Raw genomic sequence first — 16,711 nt, forward strand, 5'->3', positions numbered from 1 at the left:
CTACCGTTTTTTCAGAGGGGTCTAAGGGCTATGTCCTTTATTTTATCAATGTTTTGACGGGGTTGTCACCCCGTCAAAAAGTTATTTCTAGCCACTCAACCGGAACGTTGCTTTTGGCTGAAACAATGCTTCTAAATTATCTGCCAGTGTTTAACATTAAGCTATTCACCTCTAATTGCTGTAGTTCATTCTATGAGACAACCACAAACTGTTAAAGCTTTGGAAGAGCTAGGGCGGGTTCAACTCTCTAAGAGTTTTTTCATGCGTGAGTTTCTTTATTCAGAAATCTCTCAAATTGAAGGTATCCCTAACATTCCTAGCGATCCTGATTTGGCGATCGCAGCAGGAAACAATTTGTGTGAGAGGGTGCTTGAACCAATTCAAGATGCGCTTGGTCGGATTAGTATCCGCTCAGCCTATCGTTCTTGTGCCGTGAACGCCAAAGGAGCAGAGAATAAAAATCAGTACAACTGTGCCAGTAATGAGTCCAACTATGCAGAACATATCTGGGACGTAAAAGATTCAGATGGGTATATGGGAGCAACAGTATGTATTATTGTTACATCATTTATCCCTTACTATGAACGCACTCAAGATTGGACAGCATTGGCATGGTGGATACATGACCACATTGATGCTTATGCAGAAATGACCTTTTTCCCAAAGTATGCAGCGTTCAACATTAGGTGGAGCGAGAATCCTAATGTTTCAAAAGTAATTTATAGCTACGTAAAAAACCCGCACACTGGTAAGAATAGCGGGTATCTCACAAAGGAGGGGATGGATAATTTCTTAGGTTTGCATGAGCAGTTTTACCAAGAATTTATCGATCGCTGACTAAACATCTTTTTGAACCTCAATAGTATAACTGTAGCCCTGTTCAGTCAGAAACAGTTGGCGGTGTCGCGCAAAATCCTCCTCGCAAGTTTCTAGCGAGACTAATGTATAAAAACTCGCAGTATGTCCGTCAGATTTCGGGCGTAGAATTCGTCCGAGGCGCTGCGCTTCTTCTGGGCGAGAACCATACTTTCCTGATACCTGAATCAACACATCGGCATCGGGTAAATCGACGCCAAGGTTGCCCACGCGAGACAGAACGTAGAGTGCGTCGCTACTAACAATCTCCAAGCAGCTTCAATATCTCGTGGCGACGCACCATACAATTAGTTGATCGAAACTGATAGAGTGTAACTAGCTCCTCCTCGTTCTGTACCGACGACTATCTGATATTGCCCCGTCTGGGGCACTTCTCCAGACCAGCTTTTTTCTCCTTCAGCTACGGCGTTTGTATTCGGATCGACAACCTTAAAAGCAGCATTTCCCTCAACTGATTGGATCTCAACATTCATGGTTTGACCTTGTTTGGCGTTAATCAGATAAATCATGACTTCGCCGCGCGCTACTCCTCCTTTTACTTCCGCTGAACTAGCACCGCGCTTAAACTGAATCTCCTGCTGGCGCTGACTCATTAAAATCGCCGGTTTTTCCGGGATGGCTGCGGTGGGAACAATGCTGGATATAGCCTTTACTGAAGGCGGAAAAATTGCAGAGGCACTTAAGCCGATTATCAAAATATTTAGCGGATGTTTGAAATTTTTTGCGGGTTTGTTCATAGGAGTTTAACACTCTTGTGAAATGGATTTACTTGTATGATTATAGGTGACTCGCCTTGTGTGCGTGCGATCGCCCTTACCGATCGACTAATTTTAGCTTTTGCAAACTGTCAATCGATTTCAGCTTTGAGATTTTAGATTGAAGCCTAAGATGTGGGATAATTTTGTACGATCGGGACTTACGCATTACTGTAAAGTTGTCTGCGGGCGCAGAAAAGTAAGATCGCCCGTCAGCCGTGTTACCAAAAAAATTGCCAGTCCACGACACACAAAAACCTTCAGAAACCGGGTTTCTTGACAAAAAACTACGCTTTCAAACAGATTCCCCGACAAGAAACCCGGTTTTTGACCAACTGTGCGTAAGTTCTGTTTGCACAATTCCTAATTATCACAAACCAGACGATATGACTCAAAAGCCAACCGCAACCTATCGCACTGAAAGCGACTCGATGGGGGACAAACAAATCCCATCTAATGTCTACTACGGCATCCAAACCCTGCGCGCAGTTGAAAATTTCCCGATTAGCGGCATTAAGCCTTTATCAACATACGTTGATGCTTGTGTTTTAATAAAAAAAGCAACGGCGATCGCCAATGGCGAACTCGGCTGCATTCCTCAAGACATCAGTCAAGCAATTGTCCAAGCAGCAGATGAAATTCTAGCTGGCAAATTGCGCGATCAATTTGTAGTTGATGTCTACCAAGCCGGCGCCGGAACTTCTCACCACATGAACGTTAATGAAGTTCTTTCAAACCGCGCTTTGGAAATTATGAGCGATCAAAAAGGCAACTATAAGCGCGTTAGTCCTAACGATCATGTAAACTACGGTCAATCGACAAATGATGTGATTCCGACGGCGATTCGGATCGGCGGATTGTTGGCGTTAGAAAAAACTCTTTTTCCAGCTTTGTCGGAGGCCGTAGTCGCCTTAGAAAACAAAGCAGAAGAATTCAAAGATATTGTTAAATCCGGCCGCACTCATATGCAAGATGCTGTGCCTGTTCGACTCGGCGATACCTTCGGCGCTTGGGCGCAAATTCTGAGAGAACATACCTTGAGAATTGACAGGGCATCGGATGATTTGACATCCCTGGGATTGGGGGGAAGTGCAGCAGGAACAGGGTTAAACACTCACCCTGAATACTGTCAAAAAGTTGCTGAGATTCTCTCAGAATTAATCGACCACCCCCTAAAACCAGCAAAGCATTTAATGGCAGCTATGCAGAGTATGGCACCGTTTGTAAATGTGTCCGGCGCACTGCGAAATCTCGCTCAGGATTGCGTGAAAATGTCCCACGACTTGCGTTTGATGGACTCCGGGCCGAAAACAGGTTTGAAAGAAATTCAACTGCCTCCTGTGCAACCTGGTTCGTCAATTATGCCGGGAAAATACAATCCTGTGATGGCAGAAATGACATCGATGGTTTGTTTTCAAGTTATGGGTTACGATAGCGCGATCGCCCTGGCCGCCCAAGCGGGACAATTAGAATTGAACGTGATGATGCCCCTGATTGCCTACAATCTCATTCACAGCATCGAAATTTTGGGCAATACCATCAGCGCTTTGACTACGCAATGCCTCGAAAAAATTGAAGCTAAGGGCGATCGGTGTCTCGCTTACGCAGAAGGCAGTCTCGCCCTCGTTACCGCCCTCAACACTCACATCGGCTATCTCAACGCCGCCGCTGTCGCTAAAGAATCCCTAGAAACGGGCAAATCTTTGCGGCAAATTGTGTTAGAACGGGGTTTAATGAGTGCAGAAGACTTGGCAAAAGTTCTAGATTTAGAGAAAATGAGTGCGATGCCGACATCTTCTGCTAACCCTTAGCCGATCGCAAGTATCAGCTAGATACTAGAAGGCTGAACTCGATTTAATTCTGCCTTCTGCCTTCTGAGTTCTGCTTGATGGCTGTCACAGGTTAAAGTTAAACAATTCAGAATTCAATTTTTTGATATTTAATTCTGAATTTTTTTATAGTTTAAAGTTTTGGAGCAAAATTTATGCGTGCAGGTTCCTTTGCCAAATTAACTCAAGATAAAGAGAACACGACTCACGTGACATTTCATTATGTGGAAGGTCACGCAGAAACCTTTACTCTTCCGATGCCTGCACAAGAATTCCAAGAGGAAGTGCTGAATTTGTTAAATCAACCTTGGTTGACTTTCCATTTAGCAGATCAAACGGTTTTTATCTGTACGGCCCGGGTAGTAAAAGTAGAAGTAAAACCTGCTATCCCGGCACTTCAAGGTCAAGGAGTATTCTCTAACTCGCTGCGAGTTAGTACCATGCAGCGGGCGGCAGCGGGCAGATTGCCGATGGATACTTAAACCGAGTTGCTAGTTAGCGGTAATGGGTAATGGGTAAGGATAATCGCTGACAATTAAGAGCGAGGTAAAATTACCCACTACCAATTACTAATTACCAATTATCAATTACCAATTACCAATTACCCATTATGTCGGCTGTTAGTTTAATTCGTGCCAATTCATACGATCGCCAAATCTTGCAAGCATCTTTAGAAAGTTTGCTCGCACCCTGGGGCGGAATCTCGGCTTTTGTCAAATCGGGCGATCGGGTTTTACTCAAACCCAATCTCCTGACAGGTTCTCGCCCTACAAAAGAATGCGTCACCCGCCCGGAATTGGTTTACTGCGTCGCTAAAATGGTGATTGAAGCGGGAGGAAAACCGTTTTTAGGCGATAGTCCAGCTTTTGGTAGCGCCATGGGTGTAGCCAAAGCCAACGGTTATTTGCCGCTGTTGGAAGAACTGAATTTGCCAGTAGTTGAGTTTCAAGGAAAACGCTACAAAACAGTCAGCGAAGATTTCAATCATCTGCGAATTTGCAAAGAAGCAATGGAAGCGGATGTAGTGATTAATTTGCCCAAACTCAAATCTCACGTTCAATTAACCGTGACAATGGGCGTGAAAAATTTGTTTGGCTGCGTCCCCGGCAAAATGAAGGCTTGGTGGCACATGGAAGCTGGCAAAGATAGCGCCAGATTCGGTGAAATGCTGGTAGAAACTGCCCGGGCAATTAACCCAAATTTGACGATTTTGGATGGCATTATCGGCCACGAAGGTAACGGGCCAAGCGGCGGCGAACCTAAGTTTTTGGGAATTTTGGCCGCGTCTGATGATGTGTTTGCTTTGGACAGAACTTTAGTTGAAATTATTAATGCTGATCCGGCGACGGTTCCCACTGTAGCTGCGGCGATGAGATTGGGGCTTTGCTCGAATTTAGAGGATCTTGATTTTCCGCTTTTGCAGCCTGAACATCTCAAGGTTTTGGATTGGAAGTTGCCGGAAAGTATGATGCCGATCGACTTTGGTATGCCCCGCGTGGTGAAGTCGGCTTTCAAGCACCTTTATATCCGGTTTATTAAAGAAAAGTTCAGCATCAAGGCTTCGCATTAGCGAAGAGAGAAGGAGTAAAATTTCTTTTTTTTTATTCCTTCTCCTTTGCCTGGTTAATTGTAAAGAAATATAATGTGTATGTTACACAATATGTATTTATGTAAAGTTTTAATAAATTTGTTATAACTCTATGGTTTAAGTAGGGACGCCGGATTAAACCGCATAATGTAACACTATGTAAACAGGTTTAAGTCAGCCAGTAGAGATCACTTGGAGACTTGGCCCTCGTTTACATAGGAGCGTTTTTTCGCGCCGACTTACTTAAAGCATTGGTCTCGCCGTATTCGCAACTCGCGCTCATTCTTGCTAGCTAGAAGCAGTTAAAGGATATTACTTAAGTATAAATACTTATAACAGCCCTTGTTTTAACCAAACTCACCCTAAAATTGCGCTCTTATTTATAATTGACCGCTCAATTATAAATATTGAGTAAAGCTGGGAAAAGGTTATTGACACTTATACGTAGATCGCAGATGATTGCGAGATATCAAACAGACCTCACCTTAAATAATAAAGGTCTAATCCAGTTGCGGGATCCATCTTAAGTATGAGATATCTCCGCAACAGAGTCTGAAATGCTTCTCGTATCAGGCGGCGAAATTTAAGTTCGGTAGATGTCTGTTATATAGATCGATCAACAGCCCTTGCCAAATACAGCAAAGATTCACTACCGCATCAACAGTAAAAGCTGAAAATCAGGGAGTACCTAACCTATGCTTACTAACAACAATCTGACAATCTTACAGCCACTCAAAGCTAAGCTTTTGGCCAACGGTGAAGTTTTACTCACCCGCAAATTGATTGAAGCAGTTGGTGAGTTAGCCAAGTATTGGTCGGGTTCCATTACGGTGATGATGGAAGAAACGAAAGAAGACAACGACCAGATAGATTCAAAAAAATTCAAACTTGATGAATTGCCCTTCAAACTGGAAATAATTTCTTTTGACCAAATCACCCCAGCTTTACTACATCAGCATCAGAGTGGGCTGGTATTGGCTGTCCCGGAATACAGACAGAACCATATCAGTAAAGTGTGTAAAATAGCGGGAGTACCGTGTATTTACGTTTCCGAATACAGTCTGAAAACTCGCAAACAGATCGTGAATGTGAGTACGATAAATCCCTTGAGCCGCTTGCGAAGAATTCTTTGGACTTACAGTCAGGAATATAAGCAGCGCAAGGCGATCGCAATGGCAGATGGATTGCAGTCCAACGGCACCCCTACCTACCAAGAATACAAGCATATCAATCGCAATCCACTGTTTTTCTTTGACACGCGGATTAGCGAGGAGATGTTAGCAACAGAAGCTGACATTGAACGACGCACAGAAAACCGCTCTCAAGATAGGCCTCTGCGGCTAGTATTCTCAGGTCGCCTAATTAAGATGAAAGGAGCCGATCATTTACTTGAGGTCGCTAGAGAACTCAAACAACTCAAGGTGAAATTTGAAATGTTCATCAGTGGTATGGGTGAATTAGAAGAGATGATGCACCAGCAAATAGCTGCCAATCAACTTAATGATTGCGTGAAAATGCTCGGAGTGCCTGACTTTAAAACAAAGTTTTTCCCCTTTGTGAAGAACAATATTGATTTGTTTGTTTGCTGTCACCGACAGGGCGATCCTTCTTGTACATACATAGAAACTATGGCTGGTGGCGTGCCGATTGTTGGATATGCTAACGAAGCATTCCAGGGAATTGTAGAAATGTCGGAGGCAGGATGGGTGGTGCCAATGAATCAGCCTAAACAGATGGCGAAGAAAATTGCAGAACTCAGCCACAACCGGGAAGAAATTAAATCGATGTCGTTCAAGTCGCTGAAGTTTGCTCAACAGCACACATTTGAGAAGACTTTTCAAGCTCGCGTAAAACATATGCAGGCTATTGCCTACTCAACGCGGCTTAATCAAGTCACCGAAAGTCAAGTATATGATGCTCCAGATATGGTTTGGGCGTACAGTCAACTGCCTTAAGAGTCCTTCTGCCGATTGAGCCAGGTGTCATTAAGGTAGCCACGGAAATCGGAGGTCTTGTAAAGGCAATGGTTGAGGTGATCGATCGCCATTAGATTTAGATGTTTTTTTCAAACTTAATAGCATCAAACTCGACTGGGCGATCGCATTTCTTCCATAGGTTCTCAAGTCTCCTTTAACGGGTTACATTTTCTGGGCAACTACCAGATCCCACAGCAACTATAAACCATCGAGCGACCCACTCATTTTCCTTTCCACGGGAACAGGCACAAATAATACTATTTTCCTAAAGTAGTGCTACAGTTAGTAGGTGTCTGTGTTGTAAGTTAGTACCCAAACATAAGAAAGAAAAATGTCAGGAGTTGCCAAGATTGAAATTCGGGAAACAGCAGCAGAATTGAAAGCTCTTCTGCGTCAAGAAAAAGATGCTCAACGCTATGAAAAACTGCAAGTTCTGTATTGGCTCAAAACTCAAACGGTAGAAAGTGTATTGTCGGCTGCTGTGCGGTTAGGTAAACATCGTACCACAATACAAAGATGGCTGTCTAGCTATCGCTCGGGGGGAATAGAAGAATTATTAATCCAGAAACCCCGTTCGGGAAGACCGAGAATAATGAATCCAGAAACCGTAGAGAAATTATCACAGGAATTGCAACAACCCGAAGGATTCAGTAGCTATAAAGAAGTACATCAATGGTTGACAAGCTGCTGTGAAGTAAAACTAGCATATCGAACAGTACATCAGTGGGCAAGATATCGGCTCAAAAGCAAATTAAAAGTGCCGCGCCCAGTAAGTGAAAAGCAAAAACCAGGAGCACCAGAGGAATTTAAAAAAAACTTTCATCCTTAATCAAAGGCAGCTTGAGTCAGAGTGAGAGCTTTTTAAAACAGTGGAAAAAAGTGCGATATTGGAGTGAAGATGAAAGCCGGATGGGCTTGTATACAATTAGGAGAAGAAAATTAACAGGGAGCGGAATAAAACCGCAAGTCCAAGTGCTATGGGATTTTACTTATTTATGGCTGTACGGGGCAGTGGAGCCACTAACAGGAGAGGGTTTTTTTTACGAGTTTACGCATCTGGATACAACGTGCTTCGAGAAATTCTTGGAGCTATTTGCCAGTAAGTATCCTCTGGATTTACATATCATACAAGTAGATAATGGAGGGTTTCATAACTCCTTAAATCTGAGCATACCGCCTGAATGTAATTTTGCTATTTCAGCCAGCCTACAGTCCGGAAGTAAATCCAATAGAAAGACTGTGGGGGTATGTAAAAGAACAATTAAAATGGTTGAGATTTGAACACATAGAGGAGTTGAGAGCAGCGGTGCAAAAAGAGTTAAACAAGTTGACGAATGAAGTCATTGCTTCTTTGACGGGATGGCAATTCATTTTAGATGCCTTATCTGTAGCAGAACTTTAGGAAATTGGTATTATTTTGCTATTTCAGCCAGCCTAGAGTCCGGAAGTAAATCCAATAGAAAGACTGTGGGGGTATGTAAAAGAACAATTAAAATGGTTGAGATTTGAACACATAGAGGAGTTGAGAGCAGCGGTGCAAAAAGAGTTAAACAAGTTGACGAATGAAGTCATTGCTTCTTTGACGGGATGGCAATTCATTTTAGATGCCTTATCTGTAGCAGAACTTTAGGAAATTGGTATAAGGTGTGCAGTCAGCAGCTTAGCACATAGATCATGTAAAAATTGTTTTCTCGCGTAATATCGTTTCCGGTGGCATCGGAATAATATATTTGGATCGTGTCAGTGGGAGCTTAAGATCTTGCTACCCAAATCGCGAGTTCTTAAGCTCCCACTATAATTCGGATGCCACCGGATTTGATATAAATTTTCTTGAATATGCGATCGCAGTTGCACCTCAAAACGATTAGTTACGATGTGTTTGCTTTTTTACTTTTTACTTGTGAGCACCCATAATTCACAAGAAACTTTTAAATTTCAACCATATAATACTTCTTCTACAGGCGGCGTGGCGTCTGTGGGGTCGAACTGTTTGATTTTAAAAGCTTGCAGCAAAAACAGCCAGATATAAAGCGGATTCAAAAAAACATACCGCTGCCAGAGGCGCTTGGGTTCCTTAATCATCCGAAACAGCCATTCCAAACCTATCTTAGATAAAAACTCAGGAGATTTAGCCAAATTACCCGCATGAAAATCGTAAGCAGCACCTACAGCAATCAGCGGCATTGATAAGTCGTCCCGGTATTCGTAAGCCCAGACTTCTTGTCGCGGACACCCCAAACCGACAAAAGTAATTGCTGCACCGCTGTTGCGGATTTGCTGCGCAATTTCTTGTTTCTCTTGGGCCGATACGTGCCTAAATTTAGAAGGCTGAGTTCCAGCAATAATTAACTTGGGAAAACGCTGGCAGAGATTGCGAGATAAAGCCTCGAGTACAGAAGCTTGAGAGCCGTACAAATAGATAGGTAATCCTTCTTCTGCCGCACGTTCGCAGATTTGTAACATAGCATTCGGCCCGCAAACTCGATCGGGCAATTCCGTATGGTATAGCCAATTTAGCGCCCACCTGACCGGCTGTCCGTCTGGCAATACTAAGTCAATGTGATTAATCCGATAACGATGAGTGCTGTCCAGAACGCCAGTCATTACGCCGTGAACCGCTAGAGCAGAAACTGACATGGGTTTTCCGGCGCTAGCTGCCGCAATAATTTTGCTCACAGCCGCTTCATAATTAACGGCATTTACTAATATGCCGAGTACATTCTTTTTCCCTTTATCAATCATGGAACACCTCTTTAAGCCAACGCTCGCGCTTACACTCATAAATCTCCCCTAAAATTTGTTTAACGTTATATTCAATCGTTTACCCAAATTCCCTGCACATTTATTTTTTTTTCCTTAATTATCCGACCCTTCTTTCAGCCAACGCTCGCGGTTACATTCATAAATCTCCTGTAAGATTTGTTTAACGTTATATTTCATTTTCCAGTTAGGATAGTGACTGGAAAATTTTGAATTGTCGCTAATCCACCAAATGTGATCGCCAATCCGATTTCCTTCAGCATAAGTCCAATTAAATTTGCGTTCCGCAATTGCCTCGCACATCTGAATCGCTTCTAACATCGAACAATTGCTGTACCGGCCTCCTCCTGTATTATAAACTTGGGCGCTTCTGGGAGCTTTATAAAATTCATAAAATGCCGCAATTAAATCCGCGCTGTGAATGTTATCGCGGACTTGCTTGCCTTTGTAGCCCAACACCGTGTAAGGAGTTCCCGTCACGGCACACTTCATCAAGTAGGCGAGGAAGCCGTGCAATTGAGCTCCCGAGTGATTTGGCCCCGTCAAACAGCCACCGCGAAAACAAGCGGTGTTCATATTAAAATATCGACCGTATTCTTGAACTAAAACGTCAGCAGCTACCTTAGAAGCACCAAACAAACTGTGCAGGCACTGGTCGATTGACATATCTTCCCGAATGCCGCCTTCGTAAGTATGCCCGGGTTCAATTTCCCACCTGTGTTCTAATTCAATTAAAGGCAAACTGTTAGGCGTATCGCCGTATACTTTGTTTGTAGAAGTGAAAATAAAAACAGCTTTGGGACAGTACAGGCGAGTTACTTCTAGAAGATTGAGAGTGCCGTTGGCATTGACGGTAAAGTCTATTTTCGGAGCACGGGAAGCCCAATCATGGCTGGGCTGGGCTGCTGTGTGAATTACTAATTCGATCGACTCGCCGTACCGCTGAAAGATATTGGTAATCGCTTCATAGTCGCGAATGTCCACATCTAAGTGATAATACTTGGTTCCCAAGGACTTTTCTAGCTGTTGGCGGTTCCAGTTTGTAGAACCATCCGCACCAAAAAAGAACTGGCGCATATTATTGTCGATGCCAACTATATCTAAGCCTTGTTTGGCAAAGAATTTACACGCCTCAGAGCCAATTAAACCCGCAGATCCAGTAATGATTGCAACGCCCACGTTTCACCGCCTGAAAAAATATAGTTTTCTTTGTTTTGCCCGATCGAACAAATAGGAAGTTATCCTGATTTTTCCTTGCATACATCTTCGCACAATTGGGCAAAGAATTTACCTTTAACATCCCAATCATAGATTTCCCTGACGTGATTTCGACCTGCTTCACCCAAGCGCGATCGCAACTCGGCATCGCCGGCTAAATGAGCCATCGCCTCAGCTAGACCCTGCACTGCCTGTTCTGGATTGTAACCAGGTACTTTTACCCCCGTTTGCGCCGTCACTTGAGTAGCCGGCCCTCCCAGATCCAAGCAGATGATGGGACGCCCCGCGGCCATCCCCTCCAAGCAAGTCCAGCCACCTGAATCGTGCAAGCTAGGGTGAATAAGTACATGAGACTCCCCTAGCTTACCCAAAGTTTCCTCGCGTGGCAGCCTCCCCCACAACTTAACTTGAGAGGCAATGCCCAATTCTTCCGCTAGAGACTGAAGGCGATCGCCTTCCGGGCCATCCCCCAGCAGCCAATATTCGGCATTCGGCAAGTTAGCTTGGGCAAAAGCCCGTACCGCCAGGTGATAGCCTTTCCAGTGCAGCAACCGCCCCATACTGATGAACCTGATCGGCGAATCCCCTGGCATTTTGCACTCTCCCAGCCGCGCCATCTCTGCCTTTGACAGACCGGCTTCAGAAAGCACCTGCACCTTTCTAGCCCCCATCGCCCGCACCCGCTTAGCCGTGTCCTCCGTCGTCGCCAAAGCTAAGACGCTTCTCCGAGCCGTCATCCTGGCAAAGGGATCTCTCTCACCGAGGCGCTGCCCCCAGTCTCGCGCTGTTTCGTAAAGTTTTGCCTTGGAGCTAAAATCTTCCCAAAAAGGTTTAGGGGCTGCTTCGCCACCGCCCACAGGCCCCCAAATAAAAGGAATAGGCAGCAGCGAGATGAAGCTCGGCGACCAAAATTTAACGTAGGTGACGTGGCGGGCGATGTCGAAATTAATTTGGCGGTGGAGATCGCGCGCCTCTAAATAAGCCAAAATTTGCCACAGGTAATAGTGCAATTGCAGCCCTCCCTGTCTACCTTTAAAATTTTCGCTCCAGCCGAAAGGCTCAATGTAGACGAAGTGCAGGTTAGGGTTAGGGTTCGCGGCGAGGAAAGCTTCAATAGCGGTACGGTAAAAGGTGCGAGTTAGTACCCAAACTTCTTGATGTTTGGCGGCTTCTACCACCGCATTCCAGCCCACTCCTTCCTCAGATCCTTGTCCGGGTTCGCAGGCAAAGGCAGATAAAAGAATTTTCATCGGCAATTATTAGTGGTTACTTGTTAGTTGTTAGGCGTGAGTTTTTAATTTGTTGTTAGTGGTTAGTTTTTGTTGGTTACTTAAAAACGTTGTTTTTTTCTACTACCCACAACAGCTTAACCACTACCCATTAAAAATGATGTTACTTCGACATAAGCTTGGGCGGCTGTTTCGGGAGTTTTTTGAGCAATTAGTTCGCGCGATCGCTCTCCCATTGACTTAATCAAATCTGGATTGTCCAGAAAACGCCGGATCGCCTCAGCCAAACCTTGAGAGTCTCTAGGATCAAAAATGTAACCATTCTCCCCTTCAGCAATCAATTCGCAGGAAGCTGCGCCATTTGAGCAGAGTACAGGTTTGCCAAAAACCATCGCCTCCGGTACCACCATTCCCCAGACATCCTCAAAAGTAGGAAATACAAAAACATCAGCTTGCTGAAAGTAAGAACCCAAACTTCCATATTCCACCCATCCGGCCCAAGTTACCTGCTCTTCAAAATTGCGCTCTTTAATAAAATCTTCCAGTTCCTCCCGCTGATCTCCCTTGCCAATAATCAACAGCGAATAATCTACATAACCTTGACTTTTAAGAATAGCGCAAGCTTCTAAAAGCGTCTTAATTCCCTTTCTTGATGTGATGCGCCCCACATACAGAAAAATTGGGCGTTTCAACTCCAAATTCGGCGAATCAGTGCCCTCCAGCCGTTTCATTAAAGCTCCCGCATCTGGGACAAGATAGGTTCGGGTAAAAATTTTATCCTCCGGTACATTAAGCGCTTCTATCAGATATTGCTGACCCGCATTACTGTTAGAAACAAAAGCATCAGCACACCGCACAAGTACCCGGCGAACAAATGTCCGAAAACTCGAATCTCGAAAATCTGTATTGGGGGAACTACCATCATAAATAATCGCAATTTTCCACCGCATCAGCGGTTTTAAAAGCGCTACAATCACAGTCCACAAAGAGAAAGCTTGGGGAAATACGACTTGAGGACGAAATTCGAGCAGATAGCCGATAATACTAGGTGATACTACGATAAATCCGCGATCGTAGCCTGTATCTATCTTTGTCGTCTCTACAAAACTCGTCTTTCCTACTAACTGAATTACCGACGAACCCGGCATTTTTGGATCGAATCCCGGCCAAACCCCACCAGTATAAAATACAGTATTCTTAAAAACCTTCGTAAATTCTCTCAAAACCGGCTGCCAGTAGGCTCCCAGTCCCACTTCCGGGACAAGCCAAGCAATGCGGAGTTCATTTTTATCAACCATCCTATTCACCTTGAGTTTTGTTTTTAGTCAATCCCAGTTTACTCAACACTGAAAGCCAAACTAACCTGCGATAAGGTAGCAGCCAATAAATTGGCCACAACCAGCCACCATGCCGCTGAGTAAATACTTTCCACTCTTGAGCCGGTTGCAGGGTAGTATCTTTGAACGATAAACCTTTCGGTTGGCTCATTTTATCCAATCCTTCACTTAAATTATCAGCAGCCGTTTTGGTTACCTGGGGGTTGAGAGAACAAGTGCCTAAATAGCCAGGAGCAATCCAAACTGTACATCCTTTCTGTCTGGCTCGTAAACCATAATCCCAATCGCCAATATAATGGACAAAAGCCGGATCGAGGTTGCCGACCATTTGCACAACACTGCGGGGAATTAATACGCAGTTGCCGTGCATAGTATCGCACATCTGAGGCTCTTTTGTTGGTTCTAGGATACCATATCGGAAGGGGTGCAAAGGGTTATTTCGCACGACACCGCCGTAAGTTGTTTTACCCGTTTCTGGGTCGCAGGTAGAACCGCCAACGATTGCTTTGGTTTCTCCTTTTTCTGATAATTTTTGAGTGGTTTCTAGCAAGACGCGTACTGTTTCGGGATAAATAAGAGTGTCATCATTTAACCATAGGTAGTAGTCGGGATCATCTTTCATGGCTTCGGTGAAAGCCCCACGCATTCCCCCGTTCCAAAATAAGTTTCCATCGCCGGAAAAAATCTTGACTTGAGGATAGATTTGATGAACTGCCTCGCTGGTGCCATCGGTACTGGCATCATCGACTAAATAGGCTAAAATATCAACATCGGCTGGAAGTGCCTGCTTAAAAAGAGCATCTAAGCAAGCTAATGTTTTCTCTTTGCGGTTGAAGCAAGTTAAAAGGGCGGCGATTTTAGTACGGTTCATTGTTCCCAATTGTGCGGGTTATAGCGAGAGGCAAGGTAAAATTTACCCAATAAAATCTGATTTTTATCTTGACTTTGGAGTTGACAGAACCTCGTTAAAAACAGACAAATAGCGATTTGCTTGTATCTCCAAGGTGAATTCTTTTTCCGCTTTCTGACGGGCGTGAAAGCAGAGTTTTTGATGTCGATCGGGGTTTTCTAGCACCCATGCAATACCTCGCGCTAAATCCTCACTGTCATAGGGTTGAGCTAAATAGCCATTGTGCTGGCGATCGACAATATCTTTTAATCCCGTCACATCAAAAGCCACCACAGGCGTGCCGCAAGCGAGCGCTTCCGATGCCGTCTGACCAAAAGCTTCGTACCGCGACGGTACAACCATTACATCAGCCGCTGCATAAACTTTTGCTAAACATTCATCTTCCAACCGGCCGAGATAATGAGTTTTAAAACCGACATCGATCGGATTTTCCGGTTGAGAAGAACCGAAAACCAAAAGTTCAATTTTGTCTTGCCATCCCGACTTACTGAGCCTTTGCAAAGCCGGAACTAGCAGCGGAAAACCCTTCCACCGATCGCCCGTTCCCTGCATCGCCCCAAACAACACCAAATGTTTATTTTGAGGCAAATTCAAACTATATCTCACCTGCGGGCGGTTGAGCGGTTTGTAGACTTCAGCATCAAGGCCATTAGCAATTACTTTAACTGGATATTTTTTCAACAAAGAACTAGATTTCGCGCATTCAGCTAACCAATTACTCGGAGTTACCAATGTCAGATCCAAGTTTTGCCAAGATTGAGCTTTTCGCTGCCAAATCCAACGAGAAATATCAGCATCTTTAGTGCTGTGAAGCTGGGGACAAGCACCGCAAGCATCAAGATAGCGCTCGCAATTTTCGCTGTAGTGACATCCACCGGTAAACGCCCACATATCGTGCAGCGTCCAAACAATCGGTTTATTAAACTTAGGCAGCGTTTCAATTTGCATATAGCCTTCACAAACCCAGTGCAAATTAATCACATCAGGATTAATTTTCGCCACTTCCGATGCCAGGGAATCAGGAACCCATTGAGGCGAAAAAATTACCTGATCCAGTTTTGGATAAACCTTTAACGGCAACCTATTTAATTTAGCTCTAATACCCTTAAATTTATCCGCTAATTTAGTCGGCATCAAGCGCACATTTTCATCATTACTAGACTTATACCCTACCAAAATTTGGGAATTTACCCCCATATTTTGTAAACCCTTGTGCAGGCGATAACTAGCTCTCGCAGCACCACCTTTAATATCATAATTACTTACTAGCAAAACTTTCATCCAAACATCCTTAACTCATGGGTACTTACTATTTCAAAAACTGTTGGATTTTTCGTTGTACTTTCTTGATAAATTTCGGATCGTAATCATATAAAGTGTTTTCAGTAAAATTATCTGCTTGCACATCCCGAATGGCAAAGGCTGGGTGTTTCATCGGAAATGTTATAGCTTCTACAGGCATATTACTATAAGGACTGTTGACATCCTCCGTATTAGTTCCCCCTACACCATGTCCGATGTTAGAAGCTAAATTGACATTTGCAAGAATATTCATACCATTTTGAATAAAACTAGCAAATGTCCACTGAAAAGCCCAACTCTGTAATTTTTTTTCATAACAAAGCTGAAAAGTATTTGTCCAAACTTTTACAGCATGGGAGTCTCCCAGTACATCCATCAAAAAATTACCATCTCGAATTTCCGGCCACAACTTCATATCTAAATCATAATGCTGCCAAGCTCGCCTCCAACTAGCCCAGCTCCAGCAGTGATTATAGCGAGAAAAGTAGTAACTATAATCAGTTCTTTTTCGCCCAAACTGAACATTTTGACCAGAGATTGATAGAATCCGCTGATCGTCTCGGTAACGCTCCAGCAATTCTTCAGCGAAGCGGAAAAAAGTAGGATGAGGGAGACAGTCATCCTCAAGAATAATTGCCTCTTCAACTGTATCAAACACCCAATTCATACCGCTAGAAACCCGCAGGCGACAACCGAGATTTACGTCTGCGTAATTCTTCAAAACTTCGCAGTCCCAATCTACTTGGTCAATAATAGCTCTAGCTGCAGCACATTCTTGATCTTCTCCAGGCCTATCTGGACGTGGGCCGTCAGCAATTACTAGCAATTTGGGAGGTTTGGCCTGACGAATTGCCTCAAATACTTTAGCCGTTGTATCTGGACGTTTGAAGATGATAAAAGCGACGGGTGTTTGGATTTGGTAATTGAACAT

General features: G+C 44.0%; 17 protein-coding genes. 8 read left to right on the forward strand and 9 right to left on the reverse strand.

The window, feature by feature from the left end; genetic code table 11:
- The first annotated feature begins 192 nt into the window (after positions 1 to 192).
- A complete protein-coding gene (locus QUA71_RS11305; RefSeq protein ID WP_333284926.1) occupies positions 193 to 837 on the forward strand; it encodes a peptidase M15 in 645 nt (214 codons plus the stop codon).
- On the opposite strand, the gene QUA71_RS11310 is transcribed toward QUA71_RS11305, so the two are convergent.
- Together QUA71_RS11310 and QUA71_RS11315 are read right to left on the reverse strand one after the other, a co-directional pair.
- Positions 838 to 1,128 carry a hypothetical protein gene (locus QUA71_RS11310; protein WP_333284928.1) on the reverse strand — a complete coding sequence of 97 codons (291 nt, stop codon included), beginning with the start codon at positions 1,126 to 1,128 and terminating at the stop codon, positions 838 to 840. It lies immediately after the preceding gene.
- A 35-nt stretch (positions 1,129 to 1,163) separates the two neighbouring features.
- Entirely contained in the window at positions 1,164 to 1,613 is a 450-nt protein-coding gene (locus QUA71_RS11315; RefSeq protein ID WP_333284930.1) for a hypothetical protein, read from the reverse strand.
- A gap of 404 nt (positions 1,614 to 2,017) precedes the next feature.
- Between QUA71_RS11315 and QUA71_RS11320 the strand changes: the two genes are divergently transcribed.
- The 7 genes from QUA71_RS11320 to QUA71_RS11350 all read left to right on the forward strand — a co-directional run bounded on the left by QUA71_RS11320 (position 2,018) and on the right by QUA71_RS11350 (position 8,654).
- Positions 2,018 to 3,442 carry an aspartate ammonia-lyase gene (locus QUA71_RS11320; protein ID WP_333284932.1) on the forward strand — a complete coding sequence of 475 codons (1,425 nt, stop codon included), beginning with the start codon at positions 2,018 to 2,020 and terminating at the stop codon, positions 3,440 to 3,442.
- Between the two features lie 173 nt (positions 3,443 to 3,615).
- Positions 3,616 to 3,942: a hypothetical protein gene (locus tag QUA71_RS11325; RefSeq protein ID WP_333284934.1), complete on the forward strand. Its 327-nt coding sequence runs from the start codon at positions 3,616 to 3,618 to the stop codon at positions 3,940 to 3,942.
- 128 nt (positions 3,943 to 4,070) lie between these two features.
- Positions 4,071 to 5,030 carry a DUF362 domain-containing protein gene (locus QUA71_RS11330; protein WP_333284936.1) on the forward strand — a complete coding sequence of 320 codons (960 nt, stop codon included), beginning with the start codon at positions 4,071 to 4,073 and terminating at the stop codon, positions 5,028 to 5,030.
- A 713-nt stretch (positions 5,031 to 5,743) separates the two neighbouring features.
- Positions 5,744 to 7,003 (forward strand): glycosyltransferase, encoded by a 1,260-nt coding sequence (locus QUA71_RS11335; protein ID WP_333284937.1) that lies wholly within the window; start codon positions 5,744 to 5,746, stop codon positions 7,001 to 7,003.
- A 352-nt stretch (positions 7,004 to 7,355) separates the two neighbouring features.
- A complete protein-coding gene (locus QUA71_RS11340) occupies positions 7,356 to 7,853 on the forward strand; it encodes a helix-turn-helix domain-containing protein (RefSeq protein ID WP_333284939.1) in 498 nt (165 codons plus the stop codon).
- A gap of 360 nt (positions 7,854 to 8,213) precedes the next feature.
- Positions 8,214 to 8,426, forward strand: a complete 213-nt coding sequence (locus QUA71_RS11345; protein ID WP_190661525.1) for a transposase — start codon at positions 8,214 to 8,216, stop codon at positions 8,424 to 8,426.
- A 96-nt stretch (positions 8,427 to 8,522) separates the two neighbouring features.
- Complete coding sequence (locus tag QUA71_RS11350) at positions 8,523 to 8,654, forward strand: hypothetical protein (RefSeq protein WP_333284941.1); 132 nt, start codon at positions 8,523 to 8,525, stop codon at positions 8,652 to 8,654.
- Positions 8,655 to 8,959: 305 nt separating this feature from the next.
- On the opposite strand, the gene QUA71_RS11355 is transcribed toward QUA71_RS11350, so the two are convergent.
- From QUA71_RS11355 to QUA71_RS11385, 7 genes are all read right to left on the reverse strand, one after another.
- The gene (locus QUA71_RS11355; protein ID WP_333284943.1) at positions 8,960 to 9,805 is read right to left on the reverse strand and encodes a WecB/TagA/CpsF family glycosyltransferase; all 846 of its coding nucleotides are present in this window, start codon (positions 9,803 to 9,805) and stop codon (positions 8,960 to 8,962) included.
- A 75-nt stretch (positions 9,806 to 9,880) separates the two neighbouring features.
- The gene (locus tag QUA71_RS11360; RefSeq protein ID WP_333284945.1) at positions 9,881 to 10,963 is read right to left on the reverse strand and encodes an NAD-dependent epimerase/dehydratase family protein; all 1,083 of its coding nucleotides are present in this window, start codon (positions 10,961 to 10,963) and stop codon (positions 9,881 to 9,883) included.
- 59 nt (positions 10,964 to 11,022) lie between these two features.
- Entirely contained in the window at positions 11,023 to 12,252 is a 1,230-nt protein-coding gene (locus QUA71_RS11365) for a glycosyltransferase (RefSeq protein WP_333284947.1), read from the reverse strand.
- Between the two features lie 116 nt (positions 12,253 to 12,368).
- Positions 12,369 to 13,529 (reverse strand): glycosyltransferase family 4 protein, encoded by a 1,161-nt coding sequence (locus tag QUA71_RS11370; protein WP_333284949.1) that lies wholly within the window; start codon positions 13,527 to 13,529, stop codon positions 12,369 to 12,371.
- A gap of 1 nt (position 13,530) precedes the next feature.
- On the reverse strand, positions 13,531 to 14,439 hold the full coding sequence (locus QUA71_RS11375) for a glycosyltransferase family 2 protein (RefSeq protein WP_333284951.1): 909 nt from the start codon (positions 14,437 to 14,439) through the stop codon (positions 13,531 to 13,533).
- A 63-nt stretch (positions 14,440 to 14,502) separates the two neighbouring features.
- The gene (locus QUA71_RS11380; protein WP_333284952.1) at positions 14,503 to 15,759 is read right to left on the reverse strand and encodes a glycosyltransferase family 4 protein; all 1,257 of its coding nucleotides are present in this window, start codon (positions 15,757 to 15,759) and stop codon (positions 14,503 to 14,505) included.
- 28 nt (positions 15,760 to 15,787) lie between these two features.
- On the reverse strand, positions 15,788 to 16,711 hold the full coding sequence (locus QUA71_RS11385; RefSeq protein WP_333284954.1) for a glycosyltransferase family 2 protein: 924 nt from the start codon (positions 16,709 to 16,711) through the stop codon (positions 15,788 to 15,790).

Origin of the sequence: Microcoleus sp. MON1_C5 (genome assembly GCF_036701875.1) — a bacterium.
In the GTDB taxonomy this organism is placed as follows: domain Bacteria; phylum Cyanobacteriota; class Cyanobacteriia; order Cyanobacteriales; family Microcoleaceae; genus Microcoleus.